General features: G+C 43.7%; 11 protein-coding genes. 4 read left to right on the top strand and 7 right to left on the bottom strand.

The window, feature by feature from the left end:
- Positions 1 to 220 precede the first annotated feature (220 nt).
- Both GTW09_RS04600 and cspE read right to left on the bottom strand, forming a co-directional pair.
- Complete coding sequence (locus tag GTW09_RS04600; RefSeq protein ID WP_071979550.1) at positions 221 to 409, bottom strand: hypothetical protein; 189 nt, start codon at positions 407 to 409, stop codon at positions 221 to 223.
- 130 nt (positions 410 to 539) lie between these two features.
- Positions 540 to 752, bottom strand: a complete 213-nt coding sequence (gene cspE, locus GTW09_RS04595; protein WP_032094499.1) for a transcription antiterminator/RNA stability regulator CspE — start codon at positions 750 to 752, stop codon at positions 540 to 542.
- Between the two features lie 565 nt (positions 753 to 1,317).
- Here cspE and gloA point away from each other — a divergent pair.
- Together gloA and glpQ are read left to right on the top strand one after the other, a co-directional pair.
- Positions 1,318 to 1,701: a lactoylglutathione lyase gene (gene gloA / locus GTW09_RS04590; protein WP_071979551.1), complete on the top strand. Its 384-nt coding sequence runs from the start codon at positions 1,318 to 1,320 to the stop codon at positions 1,699 to 1,701.
- A gap of 164 nt (positions 1,702 to 1,865) precedes the next feature.
- Positions 1,866 to 3,029 carry a glycerophosphodiester phosphodiesterase gene (gene glpQ, locus GTW09_RS04585; RefSeq protein ID WP_163110441.1) on the top strand — a complete coding sequence of 388 codons (1,164 nt, stop codon included), beginning with the start codon at positions 1,866 to 1,868 and terminating at the stop codon, positions 3,027 to 3,029.
- Here the strand turns inward: glpQ and GTW09_RS04580 are convergent.
- Positions 3,024 to 3,929 (bottom strand): flagellar protein MotY, encoded by a 906-nt coding sequence (locus GTW09_RS04580; protein ID WP_239059270.1) that lies wholly within the window; start codon positions 3,927 to 3,929, stop codon positions 3,024 to 3,026. The genes glpQ and GTW09_RS04580 overlap by 6 nt on opposite strands.
- Positions 3,930 to 4,375: 446 nt before the next feature.
- Here GTW09_RS04580 and rnt point away from each other — a divergent pair, with 446 nt between their 5' ends.
- Both rnt and GTW09_RS04570 read left to right on the top strand, forming a co-directional pair.
- A complete protein-coding gene (rnt, locus tag GTW09_RS04575) occupies positions 4,376 to 5,044 on the top strand; it encodes a ribonuclease T (protein ID WP_163110439.1) in 669 nt (222 codons plus the stop codon).
- Between the two features lie 174 nt (positions 5,045 to 5,218).
- On the top strand, positions 5,219 to 5,413 hold the full coding sequence (locus tag GTW09_RS04570) for a bacterioferritin-associated ferredoxin (protein ID WP_032094496.1): 195 nt from the start codon (positions 5,219 to 5,221) through the stop codon (positions 5,411 to 5,413).
- Between the two features lie 50 nt (positions 5,414 to 5,463).
- On the opposite strand, the gene GTW09_RS04565 is transcribed toward GTW09_RS04570, so the two are convergent.
- The 4 genes from GTW09_RS04565 to GTW09_RS04550 form a co-directional block, all read right to left on the bottom strand.
- Positions 5,464 to 8,487 (bottom strand): TonB-dependent receptor plug domain-containing protein, encoded by a 3,024-nt coding sequence (locus tag GTW09_RS04565; protein ID WP_163110702.1) that lies wholly within the window; start codon positions 8,485 to 8,487, stop codon positions 5,464 to 5,466.
- Between the two features lie 109 nt (positions 8,488 to 8,596).
- Positions 8,597 to 9,673, bottom strand: a complete 1,077-nt coding sequence (locus GTW09_RS04560; RefSeq protein ID WP_163110437.1) for a FecR family protein — start codon at positions 9,671 to 9,673, stop codon at positions 8,597 to 8,599.
- Position 9,674: 1 nt separating this feature from the next.
- Positions 9,675 to 10,235, bottom strand: a complete 561-nt coding sequence (locus GTW09_RS04555; RefSeq protein ID WP_163110435.1) for an RNA polymerase sigma factor — start codon at positions 10,233 to 10,235, stop codon at positions 9,675 to 9,677.
- A 134-nt stretch (positions 10,236 to 10,369) separates the two neighbouring features.
- On the bottom strand, positions 10,370 to 12,925 hold the full coding sequence (locus GTW09_RS04550) for a TonB-dependent receptor plug domain-containing protein (RefSeq protein WP_163110433.1): 2,556 nt from the start codon (positions 12,923 to 12,925) through the stop codon (positions 10,370 to 10,372).
- Positions 12,926 to 12,953 lie beyond the last annotated feature (28 nt).

The raw sequence follows: 12,953 nt of genomic DNA, 5'->3' as shown, positions 1-12,953 counted from the left end.
TACTTACCCATTCAGCGAGACTTAAAATGTTCGTAATCGCGGCGTGTTACCGCAGGTATAGTGGTTCTACATCAAAGTGACACAACAAAGAGTACGGACATTTTTAAACTCGCCCTTCGGGAAAGTCTGGCAATAATCTATGCGGATTGGTATCAGCTGCTTGATGGTAAAAAGTTTGGTTTGAAAATCAAATATTGAAGAGGTTTTGGCTAAATTAAACTTAAGAGAAGTTTAAAAGCCATTCAAGATAAGCTCTGGTTTCTTTTTTCGAGGTAAACTCAACATGACGTTTGCCATTCACTTCTGTGTAAGCAATGCTGTTTTTGTGTACTGATATATTTGAAATGGGAGTTTGTATAGGAGAGTTTTTAAATGTTTGTGCTTGCAAATTATTTACTTCTTTTATCATTATTATATTTTGTTTTTAGTATTCCTCTTGTAGTCAGCAATTTATAGTAAGAAATAGAAATTCAAAAAACTTATTAATTAGGCTCTCAAAAGAGAGCCTAATTGCTTCGTAAACTTAACTAGAGCTAAGCTTATCGAACAACAACGTTAGCTGCTTGTGGGCCTTTTTGACCTTGTTCTACTTCGAAGCTTACCGCTTGGCCTTCAGAAAGAGTTTTGAAACCGTCAGAAGCGATTGAACGGAAGTGTACGAATACATCTTTACCGCCGCCGTCTTGAGTTAGGAAACCAAAACCTTTTTCTTCGTTAAACCATTTTACTGTGCCATTTACTGAATTAGACATAATATATACCTTTTAAAAATTGATGTTTGTGTGGTGAAATCACCGATAAGCGATAGACATAAACGAGCTAGTAAAGCAGATGTATATCTATATAAAACTTCAATTGAAGGAATAAAAGAGTGGTACAGCGCAGTATTAGGTAAAGCGTAAAACATATCTAAAGCCCGCGTAAGATACATGCTATGGCAGAGTATGTCTAACCTTTTCCCCATTATTTCGTATATATATTACTTAAACAATGATAACTCTTCCTTAACCTCATGTTTACTATCACTTTATTGGATATTTTTATTTTGCTGCTTCGCGTCGCTTCCTTTTAGAGAAATAAGGGCGTTCCTCACCAAACATACCAACTCAGTATTGCTTAACAGTTACTCACGGTAATTTAAGAACAGCGTAACCCGCTGCAATTCTCAAACATATCTTTAAGAGTTATTCTTTACCGTCATGCGTTTAATTACACTAATTACGCTTGGTCCCATTGCACTTATTTTGTTTATCTGAGTTGCTTAAATTTATAGATAGCGAACATCTAGTGCACACAAACTATTATGAGAGAATCACTATGAGAATGCTGCATACAATGCTGCGCGTGGAAAACCTCGATGCATCGTTACACTTTTACACTGAGCTCATGGGCATGCGCTTATTGCGCAAGTCTGAAAACAAAAAGTATGAATACACACTGGCTTTTGTTGGTTACGGCGATGAAGAAAATTCTACTGTGCTAGAGCTGACTTATAACTGGGGAGACAATACCTATGATAAAGGTAATGCCTATGGCCATATTGCTATTGGCGTGGAAGATATCTATGGTTTTTGTAAAAATCTTGAAGCTCACGGTGCTGAAGTATATCGTCAGCCGGGGCCTGTAAAAGGCGGTAGCACCGTCATTGCTTTCGTACGCGACCCTGATGGCTATGCCATTGAACTCATTGAAGGCCGATAGCTTGATATCACAGGCGTGTTTAACCGAATCATCCACCGTGTCCGAGCAACCTTAAACACCTCCACACAGGCATAACATAAGTTTGGATAAAAGCGCTTAGATAGCAATATCGTAACAAAGCGCCTTTATGATGTGTTCAGAGCCGACTCATTTGGAATTTAAATATGAAAGTTAGCGTTGCCACCAGATACCTTTTTACCGCGCCGCGTTTTATTGCAACCCTTGTTACAGCATGCCTCCTTACGGCGTACCTGCCCTCCTTTGCAATAGCGACTTCCCACGAAGATTCTGAGGCTTCCTCTTCCAGTATGGCTGGTAAGCCTTTTGCCATTATTGCTCATCGGGGTGCGTCAGGCTACTTACCTGAGCATACACTTGAGGCAGCCACTCTTGCATTTTCATTGAACGCTGACTTTATAGAGCAAGACGTAGTTATCACTAAAGATGATATTCCCGTTGTACTTCATGATATTCACTTAGAAACTGTGACCAATGTGGAGGAAGTATTCGCTGATAGAGCTCGGAAAGATGGAAGGTATTACGCCCGTGACTTTACACTTGCAGAGCTACGCACACTTAGAATTCACGAGCGTGAGGATAAAAAGCAAAACCCCGTTTTTGCAAAGCGCTTTTCCGCATCTGCACCACACTTTTCTATTGCCACTTTATATGAACACTTAGCGTTAATAGGCGAGCTCAATCGGCAGTTCGGTAAATCTGTAGGCGTTTACCCAGAAGTGAAGTCTCCCTCATTTCACTTAGCCGAAGGAGTAGATGCCAGTAAGATTGTTATAGAAGCGCTTCAAACGTACAAACTCGATGGCGCTAGCAATAATAGCTATTTGCAGTGTTTCGACTTTAATGAAATCAAGCGCATACGCAACGAGTTAGGCTACAAAGGCAAGGTTGTTATGCTAATTGGAGAGAACAGTTGGCGCGAGAGTAAGACAGACTACAACTGGATCCGCAGCGCAGAGGGTATGGCCAAGGTAGCTGAGTATGCTGATGGTATAGGTCCTTGGCTCAATCAACTTTTCGACGCACAAACTTATGATGACAAACCTTTAGATAAGCAGTCTTCGCAAAAAACTCAGAGTACAATAAAAGCTGCAGGGTGGATTTCAGAGGCGCATAAACACGGGTTAACGATACACCCCTACACCTACCGCCAAGATGCACTTCCGCTAGGCCTATCTGGCGAACAGCTACTAAATGCCTTAAAAACGCAAGTAAAGGCAGATGGAATATTTACCGACCATATTCCACCTGTTGCAAAGTGGCGCGCTGATTATCTCAATTCGAACACTTTGCATTCCGCGCGGTTATGACTTAGATAAACGCACCACAACTCGCCTGTTCTGCGCCCTAGACTCGCGAGTGTCATTCGGAGCAATATGACGCTTTTCTCCATGTCCTGTTAGTTGAATACGATCGTTAGGGACACCCAATGTCGTCAAATAGTCTTTAACTTCGTTCGCTCTTTGAATAGAGAGCTGCTCGTTGGTCCAGCGCCCTCCATAGCTATCGGTGTAACCGTCTAACAACACAAGCTCAAGCTCAGCATCTTCTTTGAGGTATTCACCTATCATTGTTAATCGTTTCTGCGAATACTTTGTGAGTTCTGTACTGTTATTTTTGTATGACAGCACGGTATAAGCAATATCGTCGAAAGTGTAAGGCAGTAAGTTATCAACACAATTTACAAATTCTCTGTAAACGCTGATAAAGTTGCTAGCGTTTAACGCAACGCTCACTTTATCGTATTTGTTGTACCAATCTTGATAGTAGATAGTGGGCCAGAATCCTTTCTCTAACTCTGACAGCATTGTCCAGGCCGCGTCTTGTGGGAGGTCACCATTGTACTGCTTGCGTATCGTCATATCAGCTATTGGCTTGGGCGCTACACCGGGCATCCATTTAGGTGGTACTGAGTATACCGCTGCAACGTCAAATCGATTAGGCAGCAGGTGCATATCAAGTTCGAACTCCATATTGAGTTGCTTCGAGGCCACGCTAGTAAACATGGCATCACCATATCCGGGAAGATCATGGTTTAGCCTGCACTGTAACCTAGAATCCTTCTCAACTTGCCAATTTGAAGTCTCAACGGTAGCGGAATACTGACGCATTGCAGCATGAGACACCGTTGCAGACGCTGCCATACCAACGAGCATTGCAAATAAAATAGCAGGTTTTATTTTCCACCCGATTTTACATGTAAAAGACATACTGACGCCCAGAAAATGAAAATTTTTAACTTATACGCCCACACTTACTCTTCATTTAGGCACAGAGTAGGTTATAAAAAACCCTGTTCCCAGATTATTCGAATGTGTGTAGTAGAGTCGCGCTTAGTGTTATTATCGCCTGAATTGTAGAAAAGTTTAGTCTTGATTGCCAAATGTCCTTGGCTTACTTCCCTGGTGGCCTCTTCTATTTTAACGTTCTATTTTTGCGTTCTACTTTTACGTTCTATGTTTGCCCTTGCGATTGCCTTCCCCGCTCGAACAAAATCACAGCGTAAAAGAGCTTTATTAAGAAAGGCCTAAAACAGCTTCTATACAATTCATGCTAGCACTTGCCTTACATACTTGCGATAATCTTTGCAGAAACAATATGTGCCCTATAGCTACGCCGGTCACATCCAAATTCACCCGTTCTTATAAGAGAGTCTATGTCTTCATCTGCTAAGTCTTCTACAGCCAAGTCTTCAACTGCAATACCTACCTTATCTGAACGATTTAGAGGGTACTTTCCTGTTGTTATAGATGTTGAAACAGCGGGATTTATTGCAGGCACCGATGCACTATTAGAACTTGCTGCCGTGACGGTGAAAATGGACGAAAATGGTCTGCTACACCCAGACCAAACTTTTCACTATCATATTGAACCCTTTGAAGGCGCAAATCTTGAGCCTGCCGCATTAGAGTTTAACGGTATTGATCCTCATTGCGCTCTAAGAGGCGCAATAGAAGAAAGTGAAGCCATGAAGGAGTTGTGTAAAGGCGTGCGCAAGGCACAAAAAAATGCAGACTGCCAACGTTCCGTGATCGTAGCTCATAATGCCGCCTTCGATCAGGGTTTTGTCAATGCTGCTATTCAACGCTGCAATATTAAACGCACCCCATTCCACCCTTTTGTGTCTTTTGATACTACCAGCCTAGCTGGTTTAGCACTTGGTCAAACGGTATTGGTTAAGGCCTGCCGCGCTGCAGGTATTGAGTTTGACCAAAACGAAGCCCACAGTGCACTGTATGATGCACAAAAAACCACAGAGCTATTCTGCTACATGGTAAACCGCTATAAAGCCCTTGGTGGCTGGCCCCTTGAAAGGGAGTGTTGATCAACACTCGCCCCTCCGAAATTTAAAATTTAGCGTCTATAGACGCTAAACATAAGCCTTTTTTGACCACTGAACAAGTTGGGTAATTTTTAATGAAAATAATTCTCATCACGACTTGCCAAACTCATGAATAACAATTATTATCATTTACAGATTCATTTGGAGTGCCCAATAATGTTTGTATGTATGTGCTACGGAGTAACCGACAAAAGTATTCGCGCCGCTGTTGAAACGAACGGTGTTGGAAATATGCGTGAGTTGCGTGAGCACTTAGAACTGGGCTCTCAATGTGGCAAATGTATTGGTATGGCTCAGCAAATAATTGACCAAACAATCATCGATGAGTCCCTGTTTAAAAACGTGGGTTAAAACGTTATTTTCTGTCCGCCTTCATATTCCCTATCAAAAGCGTTTAACGTTTACTCAAACGAATACTCTAAACCCGCATAAAAGAAGTTGCCGTTGATACCACCTGGCGTGGTCGGCGGATAGAGTGCTCCAACTTCCCCTTTAAAAACATTCGTACCTGGTAGTGTATTAAAAAGATTCTGTACGCCTAAGGTTAACCGAGTTTCCTTTGAAAACTGCCACGCAAACTGCGCATCCATGGTAAATCTAGCTCCTCCGTATATGTCTAGCCCTGCAGACGCATCTAAATGGTCTTCATAAAAAGAACCAAAATAATTCAGTCGCCAAGTAAACTCAAAAGACTGCAGACGTTGTTCTAATGTAATGCTCCCCCTGTGTGCCGGCAAATTATCCTCCAGCATGCGGATGCGTGCCTCGGTTAGGTTTGGCGCTAATTGTAATCTTCCATCAATAACCGCGGGGTAAAGTGTAACTCGCTCTACCTGCGTGTCTGTCCAGTTATACGCAAAAAGTAAATTGTTTTGCCACTCATCAAACATAAACTGATAGTTAACAACAACATCAATACCTTGTGTTTTTGTGTCAAAATCGTTGGTGAAATATTTCGCTGCATTATATTTTGCAGCGTCGGGGCGACCGTTTTGAATAAGCGTATTGATATCGCTTTCAGTAAGTGGAATAGCTGAAGTGGTGCTAATTCTATCTCTTAATCTAATATTAAAATAATCGATGGTAGCAAAGAACTGGTCGCTAGCTTGCAACACCGCCCCCACACTGAAATTTACCGACTCTTCCGGCTGCAAAGGCGTTGCACCTAATTGCATAGATATCATATCAGTGGGAGGTAACGTAGCTTGGTCTTCAAGCCCGTTTTCGCCATAAGCAGTAGTTACGTTGATAACATTACTCTGCCCCACTGTCGGCGCTTTGAAGCCCGTATTAACAGAACCTCGAATAGCAAACAGATCGCTTAACTTGTAGCGGGTACTGAGCTTTCCATCGAAAGTCGTTCCAAAATCACTAAAATGTTCTACCCGCGAAGCCAATCCGAATTGCAATGACTCGGTAACAAACAGCTCTATGTCGCCATACATTGCCCAGTTGTTACGACTCCAGTGTCCCGCAGATTGAGGCTGATAGCCTGGAAAACCGTTTGAGCCAATCGCAAACCCTTCGTTTAAACCAAGTGGTGGCTCTAAGGCAAAAGGTCCGGCTATGTATGAGTTTATATCACCGGCCTTTTGAAAGTATGTCTCTTTGCGCCATTCAAGACCAACACCAATGCTGATAGGATCTTCAAAAACCGATTGAATCAGCTTAGTAAAATCTAAATTTAATGTACGCTCAACTTGAGATACGCCTCCGGGATCAAAGGCCGTGGGCGATTCCGGACCTAACGACGGGTTTACCGTGCCACTGATATTATAGTCAATGTTGCTGTAACCAACCGTTGCGCTTGCATCAAACGCCCAGTCGTAAGGCAATTCTTTTTTTAAGCCCAGGGTAACGGAGCCATCTTCAATCACACCGCCGAAGCTTGGCGTAAAACCGCCCGGATAAAGTTCGTTAAACGCAAAACAATTAGCGCCCAAAGGGGTACTGTTATCCGCTATTTTCAGATAGTTCGGATCTTCAAGCACATTAGCGTCGTTCAATGTTATCAACGGACAGGATATACCACTATCTACACCGTCTAAATCGGCAACGATTAAGCGCCGAGCCCCGGTTTCGGAGTTGGTTCTGCTAAACACACCTTCTCGGGTTTGCGGGTTGCGGTAATAAAAGCCTCCAGACAACTCTCTTTTAGCCGCAGTAAGAAAACCATAAAGCTGGGTAGACGGTGAAAATTTGAAACCTGTATTAATTGCAAATTTAAGGTCTTTGTCCACATCTAAAGCCCCCCATACTTGTGCGGGGTTGTCGATGAATGCATTACCTTGTTGAGTTAGGGCAATAGCGTCATCGCGCTGAACAGAGCGAGATGTGCCACCTTGCTGTCTATACTCCCCGGTAACATTAATAAAACCGTTGTCGCCAAATGCAAAACCTCGATTTCCCTGAAGTTGGAAAAGTTCACCATCTCCCTCGCCGTATGCGCCAGTTTTCAGAGCAATATTCCCGCCCGCTTTCGCATCTTTGAGCACAAAGTTAATTACGCCAGCAATTGCGTCAGAGCCGTATTGCGCAGAAGCACCATCGCGCAATACTTCAACCTGCTTTAAAGCGTAGGCTGGGATAACAGAAATATCTGGGCCTTGAGCACCATCACTCAGACCACCGCCAAGAAAGGTAATAACCGCAGAGCGGTGGCGGCGTTTACCGTTGAGCAGTAACAACGTGTGATCAGATGACATTCCCCGTAGGTTAGCAGGCCGAACCAAGCTGCTTGCATCGTTTATAGGCTGGTCGTTCACATTAAGAGACGGAACCATAACGCTGAGCATAGACAATACATCTGCGTTGCCCTGAGAACTTAAGGATTTTGCACCAATGATATCTAGAGGAACAGGAGAGTCTGTTGCACTGCGGGGAGTATTTCGCGTTCCCACAATAGCAATGCGTTCTAGTGCGTTACCGTTGTCGGCTTGCTCTTCTTGCTTATTCTGCGAAGCTTTCTTGGCGGTTAATGACGCTCGTGAGCGTATACTCAACACACCTAGCTCATCAGTAATAACGGCAAGTTCGGTGCCTTCTAGTAATTGCTGAAGAGCTTCGCTAAGCGTAAAGGTTCCAACCAATGAATTGGTTTTAACGCGCTTTGCTAAATCGAAAGGAAAAAGCAATGTTGTGTTAGCCTGCTTCGCCAACTCTGTGAGTGCTTCATCTGCCGATTGAGACTTAACCGAAAATGTATAGGAAGGTGGAGAAGCGATGGGAGGCGCCGGGGCCCCTTTTTCAGCTATTGTATTTTGCAGTGCATAGCTGTTGTTTGAGCATATCGCACTGAGTAAAGAAATAACTACGACAAGAAAAAAAGCACTTCGCTTTGCATTCCCGTGCTGCGTATCTACAGCAGATTCACGCCAACATAAAATTTGACGTTTAATAAAGTGCGAGATGTTAGCAAAATGCATGTACTGCAAGATAATTTTTCGATGTGCTATTTGTCGTTATTATATTGTCACATTCAATAGCCTGATGCCACTAAGGGCAGTGACATCCGGCTAACTTTTTAATCAATCATCAAGATGCTACCGATAATTGAATGCTCGTTTCTGTTACTTTCTCATAATTGATATTAAAACTACTTTTAAGCGCCGCTAGCAAACCGTCAATATCACCCACTTTGAAGTAACCCGCCACTCGACGTTTGCGCAAGCGCTCATCAGCAATACTGAAACGAACCGACGTATATCGCCCAATCTCTGCTAGTACCGCTTCAAGAGGCTCGCCCTTAAACACAATCATGCCCTGCTGCCATGCAAGATCATCTTCAATATCGTTCTGCGTCATATTCTCACGCGCTTCTACTTTTCCTTGAACCGTCGCCTTTTCGCCAGCGAACATAAGAAGCCCTTCTTCCGCTACAGACTTCTTACCAAAAAGTGATTCTGCAGAAGACGCATCTTTAAATCTATCTTTCACTAACACCTTGCCATCGGTAACAACCAACTCAAAGGCGTTATCATCGATGTACTGCATATTAAACGCCGTCCCTACCGCAGTGACGGTGTTTTTCCCCGCGGTGACTGAAAACGGACGAGACTTATCATGAGCCACCTCAAAATGCGCCTCGCCTCTAAGTAATACTATACTGCGAGCTGTTGGGGAAAAATCTACAGTAACAATAGAGTTAGTGTTCAGGTGAAGAATAGAACCATCGGCAAGAGTAATATTTTTTTGCTCTCCCACGCCGGTTTCAACCTTCTCACTTGTGCTCGCAAACTCAGCACTATTGTCTAACCATCCGCGCTGCACGACAGTACCTATGGCTAGCGCCATTACCAAAAATGCTGCTGCAATTCCCCAAGTTTTCGAATAATGACGAGAAGAATGAGAAGACTGACGTTTGTTTTTACCCGCGTCGTTTTTACGCATGGTTGCTTCTGGAAACAAACCACTTAACTCATTCAGTACCGACATGTCGTCCCACAAGCTAGCAGCATCAATGAGAGACTGTCGGTGGGCGTTGCTCTCACCCAGCCAGTTATCAAGCTCTGCGAGTTCATTGTCTTTCAAACCGCGATCTAGGCGACTAACCCACAGGCATGCCTGCTCTTGGATATCTTCTTTACTGGAAAATTGACGAATATTGTTCATATTAACTACGGCTTATGTCCTGAGTCGCACTCACGGGTGCTTGGGGCGATGTCGTGTCTTTAGATAAGTCGGCCAAATACCGAGAACACATTAAAAGACCTTTGGCGACATGCTTTTCGACGGTGCTTTCACTTAACCCCACAAGTTCAGCAATCTCTTTCTGTCGCATGCCATAAACTTTTTTCAGCAAAAATACGCGCTTTACATCCGCCGATAATGTATCTGTGGCTCGGCAAAAATGAATAAAGCGTTCTTTACTTTCAACGTTTTTTTCTAAACTGTGCCCAATTAACTCATAGGGCAATAAATCCATATCGTCTAAATGCTGTTTATTCTTGTTTTCAGCTTTCGACACATGATTGAGCGCTAAGTTGCGCGCAGTCTTGAGCATGTAGGTCCGTTCGTACTGTATTTCTTGTTTTAGTTCGGCCTCATAACTCTTAATAAATGCTTCTTGCACAATATCTTCGATATCATCAGCACCAACAATAGAACCTACCGCGCGCATTAATTTGCTACGGTATTTTAAGAAGGTTTCAGCTACTGTCGACTTTCTGGTCATAAATCTCTATTGCACGTGTTTCGAATTGCTTACAGACCCTAATAATGCCTGTCTTTTTTTGGCTTTTCACGTTTTAAATTTCAGGCTTTTAACGTAAAAAGGGAGCAGATGCTCCCTTTTAAGTATTACGCCAATTAGAACGTATACATACCGCGTAGATAGTAGAATCCACCGTTAATACCTATTGGTGCTGTTGTTGGGTACAACGACCCAGCAATACCAGCATACTGGGTATTTTCGTCAGGATATTCATCCAGCGCATTTTTCGCGCCTACAGTAAGTGTGAACTCTTCTGTAAAGCTATACGCTACTTCTAGGTCAACCGTAAATTCAGAGCCAATCTTTTCAATTGGAAGCGCTGAGTCTAAGTGATCTTCAAACGTGCTGCCAAAATAGTTCAGGCGAGTAAGGAAGCGCCAGTCACCATTAGTGTGGTTAGCCGTTGCGCTATAACGTACTGCTGGAAGGTTGTCTTCTAGCATGCGGATACGAAAATCTGAAATATTGTCAGAAGCACGGTCCACTACTGTAGACGTCCAGTTGTATGCAAGTGAGAATTTAGTATCTCCACCCAGCATTTCCATGCTGTAGTTTGCAACGATATCTACACCTTCAGTGGTAGTATCGAAGTCGTTAGTAAAGAAGCTAATTTCAGAGAAGCTAGATGCATCGTTAACACCTTGAGAAATCAAGGTAGCAATGTCTTCGTCTGTCAGTGCAATACCCGACGCTGTACTTAGACGGTCAGTAAGTTCGATGTTGTAGTAATCTGCGGTAATAAAGAGTCCGTTATCAAACTCAGCAACCACACCAAATGTAATGCTCTCAGACTCTTCCGGAGTAAGCTGTTCACCGCCTTTAAGTTGAGACACTGGATCTGTAGGAGGCAGTGTTGCACGGTCAATAAGTTTACCATCTGTACCAAACGCAGTTGTTACGTTACGCACATTGCTTTGTCCAAGTGTAGGTGCTTTAAAGCCCGTTGAGAACGCACCGCGGAACGCGATGTTTTCAAGCGCCTGCCAACGGAAAGCAATTTTACCTTTTGTTGTATCACCAAAGTCAGAGAAGTCTTCATAACGAAGGGCACCGGCTAACATAAAGTTCTCTGTTATGTATGCCTCTGCATCGATATAAAACGCAATGTTATGGCGAGACACAAGGCCTTGGCTGTTCGCTGCTAGGCCAGGGAAACCGTTTGAACCAATACCAAAACCTTGTGACGCCAATGGACCAATTTCGTAGGAAGCGTTATCGCCTGCGAAACTTTCGTAGCTTTCATGACGGTATTGGAAACCCGTCGCAACGAAAAGTGGCTCGTATAAACCAACATCAAATGGTTTAGTTAAATCGATATCCAATGTTTGTTCCGACTGTGTGTAACGGCCAGGACTAAATTCGAACGGCGTATCTGGACCTAAAGACGGGTTGATTGTGTTGCTAATTTTAAAATCAACTTCGTTTTGGCCTAAGTTTACACTAACGTCATAAGTCACATCGTTATCTAACTCACCCTTGGTACCAAATACCAAAGACATGTCAGTCACTTCGCCGCCGAAGCGAGGCGTAAAACCACCTGGAAGAATTTCGTTGAATGCGAAGCAATCAGGGTTGTTTGCTACTTCATTGATGTAACGGTCGTTAGTTAGAACATTTGCACCCGGAGCGATATCCGTTGGACAGTTACCTGACATGTCACCTGTTAAATCACCTACCAGTAATGAACCATCACCGCTGGCATAAACACCACCACGAGTGTGCGGATTACGGAAGTAAAAACCCCCTTCAACTTCACGCACAGCGTAGTTACCAAACATGTAAGCTTCTGACGTATCAGATAACTCTAACCCAGCGTTAGCAAAAAGCTTTACGTCGTGCTTAATTTCAGGCGAGCCCCAAATTTGCGCAGGATTTGCAACAAAGGTGTTTCCTGCAGCGACAAGAGCGGCAGCGTCATCGCGCTGAATGCTGCGTGATGTATCGTCAGCAGTGCGATATTCTGCTGAAAGATTAATGAATCCATTGTCAGACAGTGGAAGACCAACATTTCCTGAAAGCTGGATCATGTCACCATCGCCTTCATAGAAAGAGCCGTAACGTGCTTCAAACGTACCGCCTTCTGAGGCGTCGTTTAGTACGAAGTTGATAACACCAGCAATGGCATCTGAACCGTATTGCGCAGCGGCGCCGTCACGAAGTACTTCTACTTGCTTCAATGCTGATGCTGGTATAACCGAAATATCTGGACCTTGTGCACCGTCTGATAGACCGCCGCCAAGGAACGTGATAACTGCAGAGCGATGACGACGCTTTCCGTTTACTAGCACAAGCGTGTGGTCTGACGCCATACCGCGAAGGTTAGCTGGACGTACAAGTGTTGATGCATCGTTAATAGGCTGGTCGTTCACGTTGAATGAAGGTACAACTGTTTGCATCATGGATACCATATCGGTGGCACCTTGCTGCTTAAAATCTTCACTGGAAATAATGTCAATCGGAACTGCTGAATCGCCAATTGAGCGCGGAGCAGCACGTGAACCTACTACTGCAATTTGCTCATAATCTTCTGCTTTTGTTTCATCGCTTTCTTCTTGCGCAAAAACAGGCGCAGTTGCGATAACGGAAAACGCAGCAGATGCAGTAAGAATGCTGCGTACGTTTTTAGTCAGTAAAGACAAGTGTGTATTCATGGTGTTTTCCCGGAGTGCTTTTAGTAGC

The sequence above is a fragment of the Alteromonas hispanica genome, from assembly GCF_010500915.1.
Classification (GTDB): Bacteria; Pseudomonadota; Gammaproteobacteria; order Enterobacterales; family Alteromonadaceae; genus Alteromonas; species Alteromonas hispanica.
This window is presented reverse-complemented; position numbering and strand designations above follow the sequence as displayed.

Bases quoted from the DNA above. Each gene is read 5' to 3' on its own strand.
- GTW09_RS04600 (WP_071979550.1), bottom strand. From the start codon at position 409: ATGATAAAAGAAGTAAATAATTTGCAAGCACAAACATTTAAAAACTCT.
- cspE (WP_032094499.1), bottom strand. From the start codon at position 752: ATGTCTAATTCAGTAAATGGCACAGTAAAATGGTTTAACGAAGAAAAA.
- gloA (WP_071979551.1), top strand. From the start codon at position 1,318: ATGAGAATGCTGCATACAATGCTGCGCGTGGAAAACCTCGATGCATCG.
- glpQ (WP_163110441.1), top strand. From the start codon at position 1,866: ATGAAAGTTAGCGTTGCCACCAGATACCTTTTTACCGCGCCGCGTTTT.
- GTW09_RS04580 (WP_239059270.1), bottom strand. From the start codon at position 3,929: ATGTCTTTTACATGTAAAATCGGGTGGAAAATAAAACCTGCTATTTTA.
- rnt (WP_163110439.1), top strand. From the start codon at position 4,376: ATGTCTTCATCTGCTAAGTCTTCTACAGCCAAGTCTTCAACTGCAATA.
- GTW09_RS04570 (WP_032094496.1), top strand. From the start codon at position 5,219: ATGTTTGTATGTATGTGCTACGGAGTAACCGACAAAAGTATTCGCGCC.
- GTW09_RS04565 (WP_163110702.1), bottom strand. From the start codon at position 8,487: ATGCATTTTGCTAACATCTCGCACTTTATTAAACGTCAAATTTTATGT.
- GTW09_RS04560 (WP_163110437.1), bottom strand. From the start codon at position 9,673: ATGAACAATATTCGTCAATTTTCCAGTAAAGAAGATATCCAAGAGCAG.
- GTW09_RS04555 (WP_163110435.1), bottom strand. From the start codon at position 10,235: ATGACCAGAAAGTCGACAGTAGCTGAAACCTTCTTAAAATACCGTAGC.
- GTW09_RS04550 (WP_163110433.1), bottom strand. From the start codon at position 12,925: ATGAATACACACTTGTCTTTACTGACTAAAAACGTACGCAGCATTCTT.